This window comes from Microbacterium phoenicis, from assembly GCF_047302325.1.
In the GTDB taxonomy this organism is placed as follows: Bacteria; Actinomycetota; Actinomycetes; order Actinomycetales; family Microbacteriaceae; genus Microbacterium.
Genome location: NZ_CP154849.1, coordinates 2319559 through 2336360, shown reverse-complemented (window position 1 = coordinate 2336360; position 16802 = coordinate 2319559). Strand labels below are relative to the sequence as shown.

Below are 16802 nucleotides of genomic sequence, written 5' to 3'. Positions count from 1 at the left end.
GCGGGGGCGATTCAGCCCGCCGGGGCCTCGGGATCGGGCTCCGGCTCGGGATCCGGCGGCGCGATCTGGCGGCAGTCGACGGTGATACCCGGAGGGCTCTGCAGCTCCGCGAGCGCGCCCGTCCAACGGATCGTATACGTGACCGACACCGGGCCGAGGTCACCGGGTAGCACGCTCGTCTCGACGGTCGCGACATTGCGCCCGATGCCGCGGGGGAACCAGTCCCGTACCGCCTCGTCGGATCGGCAGGAGGGGATGTCGTCGGTGGCGACGTACACGGGCCAATCCGCGCTTCCGGACGCAGGCTCGATGGGCGTCTCGCCGGAGCATTCCGCGTCGAACCCGAGGAACGTGTCGCACCAGACGGCGCCCCAGCGGTCGCCGGGTTGGTTGAGTCGCGGCACGAACGCGTCCACGGCTCGACCGTTGAGCCGGTAGCGCAGCTGTGCTACCTCGAACGGCGGGGCGCCGGCGTTGCTGTGTCCGCTCGCGGCGTAGGTGAAGCCGGAGCCCTGGTTCCCGCTGGGGCTCGAGGAGACGGTGTAGGTCAGGCGCGGGGGTGCGTCGACACTGCCGGTCGGCCGCGCGGTGATCTGATCGCTCGTGACACCGAACCCTCCTGTGCCGTTGAAGGTGCTCGTCACGCAGACGTAGATCGTCTTGCGCTGGAAAGCGACGGCGTCGAACCTCTGGTTGGACGAGCGGCTGTTCGGAGTGCAGGCGGGAGACTCGCTGAACCCGAACAGCGGCTCGGTCCCGGCGCTCTGTCCGGTGACGCGGACCGACACCGTCATCGAGCTCGACGTCGTCGTTTCGGACAGCTCGATGGTGGGCGCACCCACGCCGTGAGCGGAGAGCTCCAGCGCGCGTCCCTCGCTCGATCCGCCCGCGATCGGAGGCAGGTCGAATTCGGTGAGCGGCGTCGCGGTGAGCTGGGTGGGCTCGTTCGACCCGACGCGGTAGCCCGTGAAGGTCGCCGTTCCTCCGCTCACCGGCTGCGTCGCGCTGCCCGCGACTCCGCCCGACAGTCGCACCGTCCCCGTCGTGTCGTCGAGGCCTGTGACGGTGATCGTGGCCACGCCGCCGTCGCGCCCGTTCGGCTCGGGCTGGAACGACGCGGACCCGGGGCGGGCGGGCGGGCGGTACGACCAGGCCGTCGTCCGGACGGCGCCGCGGGACGCGCCGACGTCGTTCGTCGCGCGCGCCTCGTACACGCGCTGCTCGCCGACGGGCGCGGAGATCGGTGCGCACACACCCGAGGCGGGGCAGGTCGCGACCTCGCGGCCGCCCGTCGTGATGCGATAGCCCTGGACCGAGGGGTAGGAACCGGCATCCGATGTCACCCGGAGGCTCACCGAGTCCTCGCTGTAGGCGGTCCATTCGACGCGCGTCGGGTTCGCGGGGAGCCCCCGCAGGTCCAGGACGATGGAGCCGTTGCGGTCGCCGCTGGACTGCCGGCCCTGGGCGTCCTCGACGACGAAGGTCCCGGCACAGCGTGCCGCCCCCTCGGCATCCGAGCTCCAGCTGGCGCGGACGGCGCGGTCTCCCGCAGGCGCGAAGCGCACGCCGTCGCAGTTGCCCGAGCTCGATGCGGCGACCACGCGAAGCGGCGTGCCGGGGAGGGGATTGACCTCGCCGTCGGCGCCGACGACGTCGATCGTGCAGGAGGTGGTGCCGTCGGCCTGTGAGCACGTCTGGACCGCGGAACCGCCGCGGGGGAGCGTCGAGGGCGACGGGCCGACGGTGAGGATGAGGCTCGCGGCGGCGGCGTCGGGATGGCTCGGCAGCGAGACCGTCACCTCCTCCTCGCGCCCGGGACGGGCCTCGTCGCGCCCGGTTACCGTCACGACGGCATCCTTCTGCGTGACGTCGAACTGGTCGCCGCGGTACGAGACGTCGAACTCGAGCGCCCCCTCGTCGGCGGCACCCGCCCATCGCACCATCCGCGTGAGGTCGAAGGTCTGCGTCTGCCCCGGCCGCACCCCGATCGATGCGCTGCGCAGCGACGGCTGCGGGATCTCCGCCTCGATCTGCACGGGCACGGGCAGCACGGTCGGGGTGTCTCCCCCCGCCAACCGCGCCGTCACGATGCACGAATCGGTCCACGGTGCGCCGCGTCCCGCGCTGTAGCGGATGACGGTGCCCGACAGGATGCGGCAGGTCGCCTCCGGGCGGGCGCCCCCCGCTTTCGTCCCCGTGCCGTCCAGCACGAGCGTCGCGTTTTCGGGAAGCGCGACGAGCTCGGCGAGATCCGCGTCGACGCTCTCGCCCTCACGCACGCGGAGCGGCTCGGCCCCCGCGCGGAGCGTGAGACGCACCTCGTCCGTCCCGGGAACGCGCAGGAATCCGTACGTCGTGACCTCGGTGCCGTCGAAAGCCGTTCCGGTCACCTCGAAGGGGATGAGGCGGCTCTGCGCGGGCAGCTCGCCCGAGATCTCCCAGCCGGACACGCGCAGATCATCCGGGGCGCCCCACAGGCGCAGCGTCAGTGACGACGGGTCCCCGCCGGTCCAGGCGACCCGTCCGCTCAGGACGTCGACACCGGTCGGGAACCGGTCCCGGTCCTCGATCGTCAGCACCGTGTCCGAGACGACGGGGTGGTCCGGCACCGGGTCCCGCACGACCTTGACGACCAGCAGACCGATCGCGGTGTCGCCGTCGGCATTGGCGACCTCGTACGAGTAGGAGAACGTCCCGAGGGCCGTACCCGCCCGGACCGTGACGGCGGGGCCGTCGACGCTGACTCGATCGGCCAGCGCGGCGTATTCGGGGCTGTCCGCGGGGGCGTTCGGGACGACGTCGGTGAGTTCGAGAGCGCTGCCGAACGGATCGACGTCGTTGTCGGCGGGCCGGACGACGACGGTGCTGTCGGCTCCCGCCTGCACCTGCACGTAGTCGCTGAAGGTCACGGGGCTGGGGTCGCTCTGACCGGCGATGACGCCCACGCGGACCTCGCCGACACCGGTGGCACCACGGGCATCCTTCACCTGGTACCCGAACCGCACCTGCCCCGACGTGCCCTCGCTGCTCGTGTAGACGATCGACCGGCCGTCGGCGGAGATGGCGGCGGAACCCTGCTCCGGCTGGGTGGTGATCGTCTCGAGCACGACGTCGTCGCCGTCGGGGTCGACCGCGTACGGATCGAAGCGGATCGTGACGGACTGTCCGGCGACGACGCGTCCGACGAGGGTGCGCGGCACCGGGGAGCGGTTGTCGTCGCCGCCGGTGACGGTCACGGTCACGCGCGCCGTGTCGACGACCTCGGGGAAGCCCACCCGGTAGATCGTGTAGGTGAGGGCGTAGGTGCCTGCTTCGCGCGGTGCGAGGTAGCGGAGCACGCGTCCCGAGGCGAAGGCGAGACCGCCACCGGTCTCGTTGACGACGGACCCCGGGTCGATGCCGATGAGTGCACCCGCGGGCGCCCGGTCGTTGTCCAGGACCGGGATGTCGATCTGCGTACCGCTGCGCACGGTGACGGCGTCGTCGACCGCTATCGGCTGCTCCGCGGAACCTGCCGGCAGCAGGATGACGGTGACCTCGCCCTCCGCGGTCGTCGCGTCTCCACCTCCGTCGGTGAGCGTGTACCGGACGACCCCGAGGCGTCCGGGCCTGCCGTCGCCGGTGGTGCCGCTGACGCGGAGGAGGCTCTGCCCCACGAGGTCGACGCTGAGGGATGCCGTCGGGTCGCTGTCGGGACGGACGTCCTCGAGCAGGAGGACGAGCCCGGCGGGGTTCGCCGCGGCCGACGCGACGTCGATCGTCGCATCCTCGCCGGGGCGGACGAAGGCGGTGAGCGGCGGCGTCGTCACGACGGTGTCGGCGGGTTCGCGGACCGTCACCCGGGCGAGGGCGGATGCCTCGGTCACGCCGTCGCGCACGGAGTACTGGACCACGTACGAGCCCGCCTCGCGTGCCGTGAAGGTCATGCGCAGGGCCGAAGGGGTGGGCGTCACCGTGGCGCGCTCGGAGTCCAGCGCGACGAGGGATCCGATCGTGAGCGGACCCGACGCGCCGGTGACGTACGGGGTCAGGTCGACGTCCAGCGGTTCGCCGACCACGCCGGTCACCGCGAAAGACTCGGCCCGCAGGTCGGGGGCGGGGGTCACCTGCACCGTGACGGACTGCGTGGTCGTGGCGCCGCGCGAGTCCGAGACCACGACCGGGACCGGGATGCTGGCCGCCTCCGTCTCGCTCGGATCGGGATGCTGGTACGTGAACTCTCCCTCGGGGGAGGTCGTGGCCGTCCCCACGGAGGGTGCCCCGTCGATCCCGGCGAGATAGACCGGGTCGCCGTCGGGATCCACCCAGCCCCGGAGGAGGTCGGCCGACACGGTTCCGCCCGGCGCCACCGACAGGACGGGCCAGGTGGCGAGGCACTCGGCGACGCCGCACCAGACGGGAGGCGAGTTCTCCTCCTCGGGAATCACGCGGACGGTGACCGTCGCATACGCCGACAGACGTCCTCCCGACGACGTGCCGTCGGTGACGCGGTATCGGAACGTCGTCGTGCCCGTCGCGTCGGGGGCGACGTCGAGGGCGATCTGCTGTTCGGCGCCGGTGATGCTCGCGCGGCCGAAGGCGGCATCCACTCCGTCGAAGCCGCCGACGTCGATGCTGAGGACGTCCTCGTTCGGATCGTGGTCGTTCAGCAGCACCGGGAGCAGGGCGACAGAGCCGGCGCGGACCCCGAACTCGTCATCGACGGCCACGGGCGGTTTGGGTTCGAGGACCCGCTCGACGTCGTCCTCGGTGTCGGGTGCGGCTTCGCTCGTGTCCTCGGGGCGCCACTGCTGCGACGACGGCACGATCGCGCCGTCGGGCACCCGCCACACCCAGCCCGACCCGCGATCGTTGACGGCCAGCCTCGATCCGTTGCCGACGAAGACCGGGTCGACGCCGTCGCCGATGTCGGCACCGGCGTAGTCGAGGGGAACGGTCGCATCCGGTCGAGCGCTGGACCAGAGGCTGCCGCTGCCGGTGCCGTCCCCGAGCCATGCAGCGTGGACGGTGTTCCCCGACGGCGTCGGGACGGCGGGCGTGCCGAGGCCCGGGGACTCCACCGGGCGGTCCGCGGTGCCCGACTCGATCGGAACGCGCGTGAGGCCGGTCGGGTCGGCGATGTAGGCGGCGTCGCCGCTGGTCGCCGCGCGCTGCAGCACGGCGCCGGGGAGCGGGGTGGTCTCCACCAGGCCGTCCCGGCCGCGGACGGCCACGTCGCCCGTCGTCACGTCGTAGAGGACCCAGCGGCCGCCCACGGCGCTCAGCTGGGCGTCGACCGGGGCGATGGGGGTCTCGTCCTGCCCGACGATGCGTCCGGTGGCGGCGTCGGCGCGGACGATGAGCTTCTCGGCGGCTGAGTAGGCGTAGACGAGGCCGTCAGCGTCGACGGCGACGGCGGATGCCGAGAAGCGCGGCGCCTGCTCGTCGGCGTCGCGTTCGACCTCCGCGTACGGGTCGATGGGGGAGGCCGCACCGCCGCCGGACAGGGTCGCTCCGAAGACGCCGCCGCCCTCGGTGCGGTAGACGATCGCGTCCCCCGCGGTCACGATCTCGACGGTGCCCGCGGGCGTCGGCGCCGTCGTGTCCTCGTCCTCACCGGTCAGATCGGCGGGCTGGGCGAGGTCGACGTCGGAGAAGGCGGAGCCGCCCTCGCTGAAGACGAACAGGCGGTCCGAGGTCTGCGCGACCTGGGTGCCGTTGACGACCTGCTTGACGGTGTCGATCTCGCCGAGGTCGAGGTTGACGCGGGCGTAGCCGCTGCCGGCACCGGTCTGCAGCGCCCACACCGTCGGATCCTCGACGGGCGTCTGCTGCGCGTCGTAGCCGGGCCAGACGACGGCGAGCGTGCCGACGACGGCGACGACCGCCGTGACGGCGCCCGCGCCGATCCAGGTCGACCTGCGCACGCGCGGTCGCTCGGTGCTCGCGCGCGCCATTCAGCCGGCTCCGCCGAGAAGGACGAACGTCGTCGCTGCGGTCGCCGCGGCGACGAGGACGCCGGCGCCGACGATCAGCGCGACGACCGTGCCGCGCCGCATCCGCGATGCGGGTTCCGCGCCCGCCAGGATCGTGCCCTCGTCGGGCCGGCGTGCGGGCGTACTCCGGCGTCGCGCGGGACGGGACGAGGCGTACTCGACGGCGGGTCGCACCGGGCCGCGTGGCTGGTCGTCGGCGAAGTCGACGGTCGCCCCGGCGGACGCCCACTCGTCCACCGCGACTTCGAGCGGCGTGTGCGGCAGGCCCATCCGGTGCTGGATCAGTTGCAGGTCGTGGGCGAACGCCGCGGCGGAAGGATGCCGCGCGGCGGGGTCGCGGTTCAGGGCGCGCGCAAGGACGGCATCCAGTTCGCTGGGGACGTCTGCGCGCCCGATCGGCGTGTAGACGGCCTTGCGGATGCGGGCCTTCAGCTGGTCGCGGGTGTTCTGGCCCCGGCCGGGACGTTCGAAGGGGCTGCGGCCTGCCAGCAGGGAGTAGACGGTGGCGCCGAGGCTCCAGACCTCGGCGGCGATCGATCCGGAGACGCGCTCGTCGACGACCTCGGGTGCGGACCACGGCACCGACATCGCGAAGACCTCCTCCGTGTCGGGACGGGCCTCGACGGCGGCAGCGATCCCGAAATCGGACAGGACGGGCGATCCGAACGCCGTGATGAGGATGTTCGACGGCTTGATGTCGCGGTGCAGGAGTCCCGCTCGGTGCGCCGTCTCGAGCGCGGAGCCGATCTTGACGCCCAGCTGCAGGACCTCCGCGACGGGGATCTCCTCGCGGCGGTAACGGTGCGTGAGCGAGGTGGGGCAGTACTCCATGACGAGGTACGGCCGCCCGTCGGCCGACACCGACGCCTCGTGGATCGTGAGGATCGACGGATGGGCGCTGAGGCGGGCCATCACGTCTGCCTCGGCGTTGAACATCCGCAGCACGTTCTCGTCGACCACGTCCTCCAGCAGCACCTTCACCGCGACGGGGCGCCGCGGGAGGTTCTGCTCGAAGAGGAACACGTCGGCGAAGCCACCCGCGCCCAGCGGACGGACGTACGTGAACCCGGACAGCCCGGGCGGCGAAGACGGAAGCCTGCTGGACACGCGCTCGATCATCCCGCCGTCGAGGGTTCGAGCGCGTCGAACACGGCGGTCACACCGTCGCCGAGGTCCAGCTCCGTTCCGACCGGCACGCGGGAGGCCGCGCCTCCGCGCAGCAGTGCAGCCGCACCGGTGGGCGGGCGCACGATCGTGCCGTTCGTGGAGCCCAGGTCGCGGACCACCAGGGTGGCCCCGTCGAGGACCGCCTCGAGGTGCGTCCCGGAGATCTCCTTGTGCGGCGAGGACACCCGCTCGATGCGGGCGTCGGGGTGCTCACCCGCGCGCGGCCCGCGACCGAGGACGACGGGCCTGTCGAGCGGGACCGTCCGGCCGCCCGGGAGTCTGAGACCGTAGGACGTCGCGGGTGCGGCCGGACGCGAGCCGCGTCGCGAACCGAACCGCGTGCGCTCGTCCGGAAGGTCCCCGCCGCGCGCGTCGTCGCGCAGGAAGTCGGGGAGCTCGAGGTCGTCCTCGTCCTCGAAGAGCCGTGCGAAGAGGCTGCGGTCGACCGAGATGGTCTGGAGGACGTCGATCTCCTCATCGCGGGCCACCGGCGCCGGCGTGCGAGGAGCAGGGGCGGCCGGGGCGATCGTGGGGACGGCGACAGTCACGGGCGCGAGGGTGCCCGGAGGAACCTCTCCCGCGGCGGCGGGCGTGACGTCGGCATCCGGTTCGCGGCCGGCGGGGAAAGGTCGCCCCCATGACAGCTCGTGGGCGCGCGTGACACCGAGGCCGAGGGGCAGCAGGTCGCCGCCGGCGGGTCCGGTGCCGAGGGCGAGACGGATGCCGACGGCCCCCGCGAGCGCCGTCTCGATCCACGTCCGCGCATCGGCACCCGACACGCGCGTGCGATCGGAGGTCTCGACGATCGCGGCACCGCGCACGGCGACGCGGACTGGCTGCGCATCGTCGTCGGGGAACTCGGCCACGGCGAAGTCCGGAAGGTCGTGGATGCCGCCGGCGACGAGCACGCTGAGGACGTCCTCGAGGACGGCGGTCTCGGCCGCGGCGGCGTTCCACAGCCGTGCGATCACGCCCTCCGTGACGCCGGCACCGAGCAGGATGGCGAAGCGATCGCCGGCGATCGCGTACCCCGCCTCGGCGGCGAGCGTCGGGGTGGGGTAACGGAACACGGTCACAGCCTACTGATGGCTGACACTCACACCCATCCGCGAAGCCAGTTGTGCATCCAGTAGAACTCCATCGGCACGCTGATCGCGGCCCAGAGCGGATACCAGAACACCGAGACGGCGAGGACGATCGCCGCCGTCGCGAGCACGATCCGCCGGCCCGCGAGCCGCGATCCCGCCGCGTGGCGCCCCGACCCCCAGAGCGTACGGAGCGCGAAGACGACGGCCAGCAGCAGGAAGGGGAGGATCAGCACCGTATAGAACTGGAAGATCGTCCGCTCCGGGTAGAACAGCCACGGCACGTAGGTCGACCCGACACCGACGAGCACGATCCCCGCGCGCCAGTCGCGGGTGCGGACGCCGTGCACGGCGAGCCACAGGACGGCCAGGACCCCGAGCCACCACAGGATCGGGTTCGGCATCGAGTACAGGATCTCGATGCAGCCGCGCGCACTCACGCACCCGTCGACGCCGTTCGCCGTGTTGCCCACGTACATCGATGTCGGGCGCAGCAGGAGAGGCCACTGCCAGGCGGGACTCGCGTAAGGGTGCGAGGAGGTGATCTGCGCCGTCGCCGTGTAGATCGTCTCGTGGTAGTGCCACAGGTTCTGCAGGGGGAGGGGCACCCACGACCAGAACCCCTGTGCCGGGGTGGCGTCGACCGCGTGCCTGCCGTAGCCGCCGTCGCTCGACAGCCAACCGATCCAGGTCGACAGGTACACGACGACCGCGACGGGAACGAACACGAGGAAGGTCGCCGCGCCCTGGCGGACGGCATCCATCGGCCAGAAGAAGACGCCGAGCCGCCGCCGAGCCAGGGCGTCGCTGATGACCGCGTAGATCCCCAGCGCACCGAGGACCCACGCGCCCGACCACTTCACGCCGCACGCGGCGCCGCCGGCGATGCCCGCCGCGAACAGCCACGGACGCCACCACAGCACCGGCCCCCACCACGGCGCCCGGCCCGCGGCATCCCGTCGCTGCATCGTTCGGGCGAGCCGATCGAGGTGACGCCGACGGTCCAGCAGGACGAACCAGACCATGAGCAGGACGAAGAGGGTGAGCAGGATGTCGAGGATCGCGACCCGGCTCATGACGATCGCGAGTCCGTCGATCGCCATGAGTCCCGAGGCGACCGTGCTGAAGACGATCGAGCGGCTCAGCTGCCACGCGATCGCGTAGAGGACGAGGACGGCGAGGGTGCCCGCGAGGGCGACCGCGAAACGCCAGCCGAACGACGACGTCGGCCCGAACAGCGCCATCCCCGCGCCGACCAGGAACTTCCCGAGCGGCGGGTGGACGGCGAAACTCGGCTCCGTCTCGTAGATGCCGGTCTCGCCGTCGGCGAAGCGCTGGTCGGCGTCGTCGGGCCAGGTGGCGGCGTAGCCGAGGCTCCACTGGGTCCAGGCATCCTTCACGTAGTACGTCTCGTCGAAGACGATCGCGTGCGGGTGGCCGAGATTCCAGAACCGCAGGATGCCGGCGAGGATCGTGACGATCAGCGGCGCGATCCACGACGCGGCTGGGAGAGTGTTCACCCGGCGGAGCAGGGCGTCCGCGCGGGCGTCGAGGCGAGGACGGACCGGGAGCGGCGGCAGCAGCGGTTCCGCGGTCGAGCTCACGGCGACCAGCCTATGCTGGGGCGGTGCTGATCCTCGCCGCGACCCCGATCGGAAATCTGGGCGACGCGACCGGGCGCCTGCGGACCGCCCTCGAGGACGCCACGATCGTCGCCGCCGAGGACACCCGCACGACGCAGCGACTGCTGCAGGCCCTCGGGATCGAGAACCGGCCGAGGCTCATCGCCCTGCACGACCACAACGAGAAGCAGCGCGCCACGGAGCTCGTCGCCCTCGCTGCGACCGAGGATGTGCTGCTGCTGAGCGATGCCGGGATGCCGACGGTCAGCGACCCCGGCTATGCGGTCGTCGCGGCCGCCGTCGAGCAGGGCGTCGACGTCACGGCGCTCCCGGGGCCCAGCGCCGTGATCACCGCGCTCGCCCTGGCCGGCCTGCCGACGGACCGTTTCACCTTCGAGGGCTTCGCGCCCCGCAAAGCGGGCGAGCGGCGGACGATCTTCGGCGCGCTCGCCTCGGAAGCCCGCACGATGGTCTTCTTCGAGGCCCCATCGCGCCTGGCCGACACGCTCGCCGCGATGGGGGAGGCGTTCGGCGCGGAGCGTCGCGCGGCCGTCTGCCGCGAGCTCACGAAGCTTCACGAGGAGGTCGTCCGCGGCCCGCTCCGCGACCTGGCGGAGTGGGCCGCCCAGGGCGTCCGCGGCGAGATCGTCGTCGTGGTCGAGGGAGCGAGCGTCCGCGCCGTCAGCGAGGACGACGCCGTCGCCCAGGTGCAGGCTCTCGTGGCCTCCGGCATCCGGTTGAAGGATGCCGCCGGCGAGGTCTCGCGAGAGACCGGACTGCCCTCGCGAGACCTCTACCGTGCCGCCGTCGCGGCGAAGAAGCCGCTCAGCCCTTGACGGACCCGGCAGTCAGACCGCCGACGATGTAGCGCTGCAGCGACAGGAACAGCGCCAGCACGGGGATCGACGCCAGGATCGCACCGGCGGCGAACAGACCCCAGTTGCTGGCGAGCTGGTTCGAGACCCACTGGAACATGCCGACCGCGAGGGTCCAGTTGTCCTCCGAGACGAGGACGATCTTGGCGATGATGTAGTCGCCGAACGCCGCGATGAAGGCGAGCAGCCCGACGACCGCGAGGATCGGGGTCACGAGCGGCATGATGAGGCGCCAGAAGATCTGCGCGTGCGTCGCGCCGTCGATCTTGGCCGATTCGTCGATCTCCATCGGGATCGTGTTGAAGAACCCGTACATCAGGAACGTGTTCACGCCCAGCGCGCCACCGAGGTAGACGCAGATGAGGGCGATCTTGGAGTTGAGCCCGAGGACGGGGAACACCTCGCCGAGGGTCAGCAGCATGAGGAAGATCGCGACGAACGCGAGCGCCTGCGGGAACATCTGGACGATGAGGAGCGCCGTCAGGCTGATCCGTCGTCCGGTGAAGCGGAAGCGCGAGAACGCGTACGCGGCCGCCGCACCCATGAGGACGGCCCCGGCCGCCGAGGCCCCGCCCACGATGAGCGTGTTGCCGTACCAGGCCCAGTAGCTCGTGCCCGACAGTGCCGTGTAGTTGCCGATGTCGATGACCGAGAACAGCGCGTTCGCCGCCGACAGGGTGCCGTTCGGGTTGAACGACGCCGACAGGATGTAGACGAGCGGGAACATCGCGTAGAAGAGGATGCCGGCGGCCACGAGGTACTTCCAACCGACCTCGAGCACCCAGCGCTTGCGCTGAGCAGGACGGAGGGCGGCGGTACGTGTCGCGGAGGAACCGGTCGTGATCGTCGCGGTGTTCGCGGCGGTGGAGGGAGCGGACATCACTGGTACTCCTCGAGCTTCTTGGTCTGACGGAACGCGAGGGCCGATACGACGCCCACGACGATGAACACGAGGATCGACAGGGCGCTGGCGAGGCCGTAGTCGGCTGCGCCCCCTGAGACGCCGGAGATGTCGTAGATCGCCGAGATCAGGATGTCGGTGTAGCCGAGCGCATACGGCGCTCCGGGGATGGCCGGACCGCCGTTGTTGAACATGTAGATGATCGTGAAGTTGTTGAAGCTGAACGCGAACGACGAGATCAGCAGCGGTGCCGTCGAGACCAACACGAGGGGCAGGATGATCGAGCGCAGCTGACGGAACCGGCCCGCCCCGTCGATCGACGCCGCTTCGAGCGCGTCCTGGGGGAGCGCCTGGAGGGCGCCGGTGCACACGAGGAAGTAGTACGGGTACGTGAGCCAGACGTTGACGAACAGCACGGCGGCCCGGGCCAGCCACGGATCGCCGAGCCAGTCGATGTTCTGGCCGCCGAAGAAGAACTCGTTGATCACGCCGAACTCGGCGTTGAACATGCCGCGGAACAGCAGCGCGGACATGAAGGCCGGGAACGCGTACGGGAGGATGAACAGCGTCCGGAGAATCTTCCGACCGCGCACGCGCGGGTCGTTGAAGATGAGAGCGAAGATCAGACCCATCGCGAACGGGATGAGTACGGACAGGACCGCCCAGACGAAGGTCCACCCCGTCACGAGTCCGAGGGGCTCGAGGATCGCGGGGTTCGTGAACAGTTCCACGAAGTTCGAGAAGCCGACGTTGACGACCCAGCCGGTCGGCAGCGTCGTGCCGTCGTCGGCGACGAAGTTGCCGGTCGGGCTCGCGGTGTAGACGAGGCCGGTGGCGCTGTCGGTGATGGTCTGCGACTCGGCATCCCACGTCATCGTCGAGAGGTAGGTGGCGCCGCTCGACCCGTCGCGGGTGCGGATCGAGCCGTCGTTGGGGTCGTCCGAGACCGGCACACGGAGGTCGATGACCGCCTGCTGAGTCGCCTGGTCGCCGATGATCTGGTTGCGGGGGACGACGTTCCACCCCGGGACCTCCGTCGCGGCACCGGATGCCGGGGCCGGACCGACCACACTGAGCGGGTCGTCGGCGGAGCCCGCCAGCAGCTGGCCGTCCTCGACGACGGCGAAGCCGAGGTCACCGTCGCGCTCGACGACGGTGAGAGGGAGCGTGGGAGCACCCTCGACGCGGCGCTCGCCCTGCGCGAGCGAGGCGGCGACCGCCTGCTCCTGCGAGCCGATGTGGCCGGCGCCGTAGTTCGTGAAGGCGATGTACCCGGTGTACAGGAAGATGAACACCTGGAACACGAGCAGGAACGACAGCCCCGGCAGCAGGTACTTGAGGGGGAGCGCGCGTTTCGTGAAGTAGACGACGTCGGCTGCGAGCAGCAGCGCGACGGCGACGCCGAACACGATCCAGGACTCGGCCTGGAATGCGGCGATGATGCCCAGCAGGCCCACCGCGTTGATGAGGCCCATCAGGACCAGCTTGACCAGGAAGCCCCAGCCGAGGCCTGACCAGCGCCGGGCGTGGGACTCCGCCGTCGGCGGTGCCTCTTCCGGCAGGGTGGGGCTCTGCAGAGCCGTCATGTCGTCTCCCTCTCGAGGAAAGTGGTCTCCGGGGGCGGGGCGTGGCCGCCCCGCCCCCGGAAGTGTGTCAGCCGATGGTCTTCTCGAGGTCGGCGACCATGGTGGTCCAGGTCGACTTGGGGTCGGCGCCCTTGATGATCTGCACCTGCGCGGCGTTCCAGAGGTCCCACACCGATCCCATCTGGGGGATGTTGGGCATCGGAACGCCGTTCTGCGACGAGGCGACGAAGCCGGCGATCACCGGGTCGGACGAGACCTCTTCGGCGAGGTCGGACCAGGCCGGGATGCGCGGGTCGGCCTCGTACAGAGCCTTCTGCGCGTCGTAGGTCGCGAGGTACTTCGTCAGGAACTCCTGAGCGACCAGTGCGTTCTTGCTCTCGGCGCTGATGTAGAAGCCCTGCACGCCGACGAACGGCGACGCGGTCTCGTCACCGGCCGAGGGGATCGGGTTGACCTTGATCTTCGCGCCCTGTGCGGTCAGCGCCTCGACGGCCCACGGACCCTGGATCGTGTACGCGGCCTTGCCCGAGGCGAACAGCTCGTTGTTGGTGTCGTAGTCGATCGTGGTCGAGATGTCGCCCGACCCCTTCTCACCGTTCTCACCGAGCCACTCGGCGAAGGCGTCGCCGGCGTCGCCGCCCATGCCGACCTCGGCCGTGTACGAGCCGGAGTCGTCCTGGACGAAGACCGGAGCGCCGAACGAGGTCTGGAACCCGTACATCGTGTACGCGTCACCGGTCTGACCGGCCGTGTTGATGACGACGGGACGCTCGGCGCCCGCCTCCTTGGCCGCGGCGATCATGTCGTCCCACGTCGCGGGGGCGTCCTCGCCGACGAGGTCCGTGTTCTGCACGAGGGCGATGGTCTCGAGCGAGTACGGCAGCGCGTAGGTCTGGCCTTCGTAAGTGAACGCGTCGGTGGCGACCTTCTCGAAGTTCGCCGCGGACTCGCCGAGGTCGACGGTGGCCACGACACCCGCCTGGACGAGGCTGCCCAGCCAGTCGTGCGCACCGATCGTGATGTCGGGGCCCTCGCCGGTCGGGACCTGGTTGGTGAAGTCGTTGCGGATGTCCTCGAAGTTCTTCTGGACGAGCTCGATCTTGGCGCCGGTCTCCTCCTCGAACGTCTTCGCCGCAGCCTCGATGGCGGGCTTGCGGTTCTCGTCCGTCCAGACGGTGAGGGTCACGCCGCTGGCGTCGATCGGAGCCGCGGACTCGGACTGTGCCGGGGCGGTGTTGCCGCTGCCGCCGGCGCAACCGGCCAGCAGCAGGGAGCCGGCCGCCAGTGCGGCGATGCCGATACCCATCTTGCGCATGGATCTTCCTTCCGGATGTGGTCGCTCCGGCGGCCCTCTTGCGAGGTCGCGCCGTCACGACCGGGGTGTGATCGCCGCAGCCGGGTGGCCGCGACGGGTTTTCTCTCAGTGCGTTCGACGGTGTCCCGTCGTGGGGCGATCGGTCATCGATCCCCCCGAGGAGCTGTGTGCGCCAGTCGGACGACGGCGACGTCGCCCCCCGGAAGCACCAGCGTGTCCCGGACCTCGGCCTGCGCCAGCAGGTCGGTTCCGGAGGTCGTGAGCGACACCTCACGGGTGCCGTGGTTGATGGCGACGAGGTAGTCCGCGTCGCATCCGTGACGGACGATCGTCTCGACGCCGTCGGGCGTCGCGGGGATCTCGATCCCGGCGTCGGCGTAGACCTCGCGCATGATCGCGCGGAGACCCTCGGCATCCGGTCGCGTGCTGATGTACCAGCCGACACCCTGACCGTGGACGTTCCGCGTCACGGCGGCTCGACCCTCCGCAGGACCGGAGGTGTAGGTCCCGCGGACGTCGGCGGTGGTGACGACGAGGTCCTCCTGCCAGATGTCGGCGGCGACGTCCCCGTCGCCCAGGCGGATGCCGGTGACGTGACCTTCGCGCAGGGGCAGGTGCTCCTCGACGCGGACTCCGAGCGCGTCCGCCAGCACGGCGCCGTAGCCGCCGGGGTGGACGGCGTCGTTCTCGTCGACGACGGCCGAGAAGAAGGAGACGACGAGCGTCCCGCCCTGGGCGACGTAGGCCGTGAGGTTCGCGGCATCCGCTGCGGTCAGCAGATACTGCGACGGGACGACGACCAGGCGGTAGCGCGACAGGTCGTGACCGGGGAGGGCGAAGTCGACGGTGATGTCGTCGCGCCAGAGCCGCTCGTAGAAAGCCCGGATGCGCTCGTCGTGGCTCACGTCCTCGGAGGGGCGCCACTCGAGGTCCTGCGCCCAGAACGACTCGAAGTCCCACAGGACGGCGACATCGGCCTCGACACGCGACCCCTGCACCTCGGCCAGGCGGCCGAGCTTCGCGCCGAGGTCCACGACCTCGCGGAAGACCCGGGACTCGGTACCGGCGTGGGGGAGCATCGCGGAGTGGAACTTCTCGGCGCCGGAGCGTCCGGCGCGCCACTGGAAGAAGAGGATGCCGTCGGCTCCGCGACCGAGGTGGCTCAGGGAGTTCCGGGCCATCTCGCCGGGGCGCTTCGCGACGTTCCGCGGCTGCCAGTTGACGGCGGAGGTGGAGTGCTCCATGAGGATCCAGGGCTTGCCGCGGCCGACGGAGCGGCTGAGGTCGGCGGCGATCGCGAGCCCGATCTCACCCTCCTCGTCGGCTGCCCACAGATAGTGGTCGTCCGAGATGATGTCGACCTCGTCGGCCCAGGCCCAGAGGTCCACGCCGTGGTGCTGGTTGGCCATGAAGTTCGTCGTGATGGGCTGCGAAGCGTGCGCGCGGATCGCGTCCTTCTCGGTGCGGAAGCACGCGCGGAGCATCTCGTCGGTGAACCGCGCCCAGTCGAGCTTCTGCGACGGGTTGATCGTCGAGGGAGCCGCGGCGGGCGCGCCGACGTGGTCCCACTCCTCGTAGTGCTGGCCCCAGAAGGCGGTGCCCCACGCGGCGTTGAGCCCCGCGACATCGCCGTACTTCTCCTGCAGCCAGAGGCGCCAGGCGCGGACGGAGTGCGGGGAGAAGTCCTCTCCGACGGGCACGCCGTATTCGTTGTGGATGTGCCAGAGGACGACGGCGGGGTGGTCGCCGTATCGCTCCGCGAGCGCTCCGGCGATGCGGGAGATCGCGGTGCGGTATTCGGGAGCGGAGTGCGACACCATGCCGCGCGCGCCGAAGCCCATCGGGACGCCGTCCTTCGTGACGGCGCGGGCCTCGGGGTACTGCGCGAAGAACCAGGCCGGGGGTGAGGCGGTCGGGGTGCCGAGATCGACGGCGATGCCGTTCGCGTGCAGGAGGTCGATGATGTCGTCGAGCCAGGCGAAGTCGAATTCGCCCTCGCGGATCTCGAGGAGACCCCACGAGAAGATGCCGATGCTCACCATCGTGACGCCGGCTTCGCGCATGAGCCGCACGTCGTCGTCCCAGACCTCGCGGGGCCACTGCTCCGGGTTGTAGTCACCGCCATAGGCGATGCCGTCCAGTCGCGGCCAGGCGGGGGTCGTCATGCTGCGGTGCCATCCTCATCGATCGAAGCGCTGACCGGTGCCGCGGTGATGCGACTGGGACCGGTAACAGGTACGTCTGGAAGTGTAAATCGGATGCCGCGCCCCACCGGC

Annotated in this window: 9 protein-coding genes; 1 reads left to right on the top strand and 8 read right to left on the bottom strand. The window is 70.9% G+C overall.

The annotated features are described in order from the left end of the window. Positions 1 to 11: 11 nt before the first annotated feature. From ABCU91_RS11430 to ABCU91_RS11415, 4 genes are read right to left on the bottom strand one after another with little or no spacing between them, the layout of a single operon-like run. Positions 12 to 5906 carry an Ig-like domain-containing protein gene (locus ABCU91_RS11430; protein ID WP_413353751.1) on the bottom strand — a complete coding sequence of 1965 codons (5895 nt, stop codon included), beginning with the start codon at positions 5904 to 5906 and terminating at the stop codon, positions 12 to 14. A gap of 30 nt (positions 5907 to 5936) precedes the next feature. Next, the gene (locus ABCU91_RS11425; protein ID WP_413353750.1) at positions 5937 to 7094 is read right to left on the bottom strand and encodes a serine/threonine-protein kinase; all 1158 of its coding nucleotides are present in this window, start codon (positions 7092 to 7094) and stop codon (positions 5937 to 5939) included. Then, entirely contained in the window at positions 7091 to 8212 is a 1122-nt protein-coding gene (locus tag ABCU91_RS11420) for an FHA domain-containing protein (RefSeq protein WP_413353749.1), read from the bottom strand. Before ABCU91_RS11420 ends, ABCU91_RS11425 begins: the two co-directional genes overlap by 4 nt. A gap of 26 nt (positions 8213 to 8238) precedes the next feature. Continuing rightward, entirely contained in the window at positions 8239 to 9831 is a 1593-nt protein-coding gene (locus ABCU91_RS11415) for a dolichyl-phosphate-mannose--protein mannosyltransferase (protein ID WP_413353748.1), read from the bottom strand. Positions 9832 to 9854: 23 nt separating this feature from the next. On the opposite strand from ABCU91_RS11415, the gene rsmI reads away from it, so the two are divergent. Further along, on the top strand, positions 9855 to 10685 hold the full coding sequence (gene rsmI / locus ABCU91_RS11410; protein WP_413353747.1) for a 16S rRNA (cytidine(1402)-2'-O)-methyltransferase: 831 nt from the start codon (positions 9855 to 9857) through the stop codon (positions 10683 to 10685). Here rsmI and ABCU91_RS11405 read toward each other — a convergent pair. The 4 genes from ABCU91_RS11405 to ABCU91_RS11390 form a co-directional block, all read right to left on the bottom strand. Beyond that, complete coding sequence (locus tag ABCU91_RS11405; protein WP_413353746.1) at positions 10675 to 11604, bottom strand: sugar ABC transporter permease; 930 nt, start codon at positions 11602 to 11604, stop codon at positions 10675 to 10677. The genes rsmI and ABCU91_RS11405 overlap by 11 nt on opposite strands. Beyond that, positions 11604 to 13211, bottom strand: a complete 1608-nt coding sequence (locus ABCU91_RS11400; RefSeq protein ID WP_413353745.1) for an ABC transporter permease subunit — start codon at positions 13209 to 13211, stop codon at positions 11604 to 11606. Before ABCU91_RS11400 ends, ABCU91_RS11405 begins: the two co-directional genes overlap by 1 nt. Positions 13212 to 13278: 67 nt before the next feature. Continuing rightward, complete coding sequence (locus ABCU91_RS11395) at positions 13279 to 14526, bottom strand: extracellular solute-binding protein (protein WP_413353744.1); 1248 nt, start codon at positions 14524 to 14526, stop codon at positions 13279 to 13281. Positions 14527 to 14669: 143 nt separating this feature from the next. Continuing rightward, entirely contained in the window at positions 14670 to 16691 is a 2022-nt protein-coding gene (locus ABCU91_RS11390) for a beta-galactosidase (protein WP_413353743.1), read from the bottom strand. Between the last annotated feature and the right edge of the window lie 111 nt (positions 16692 to 16802).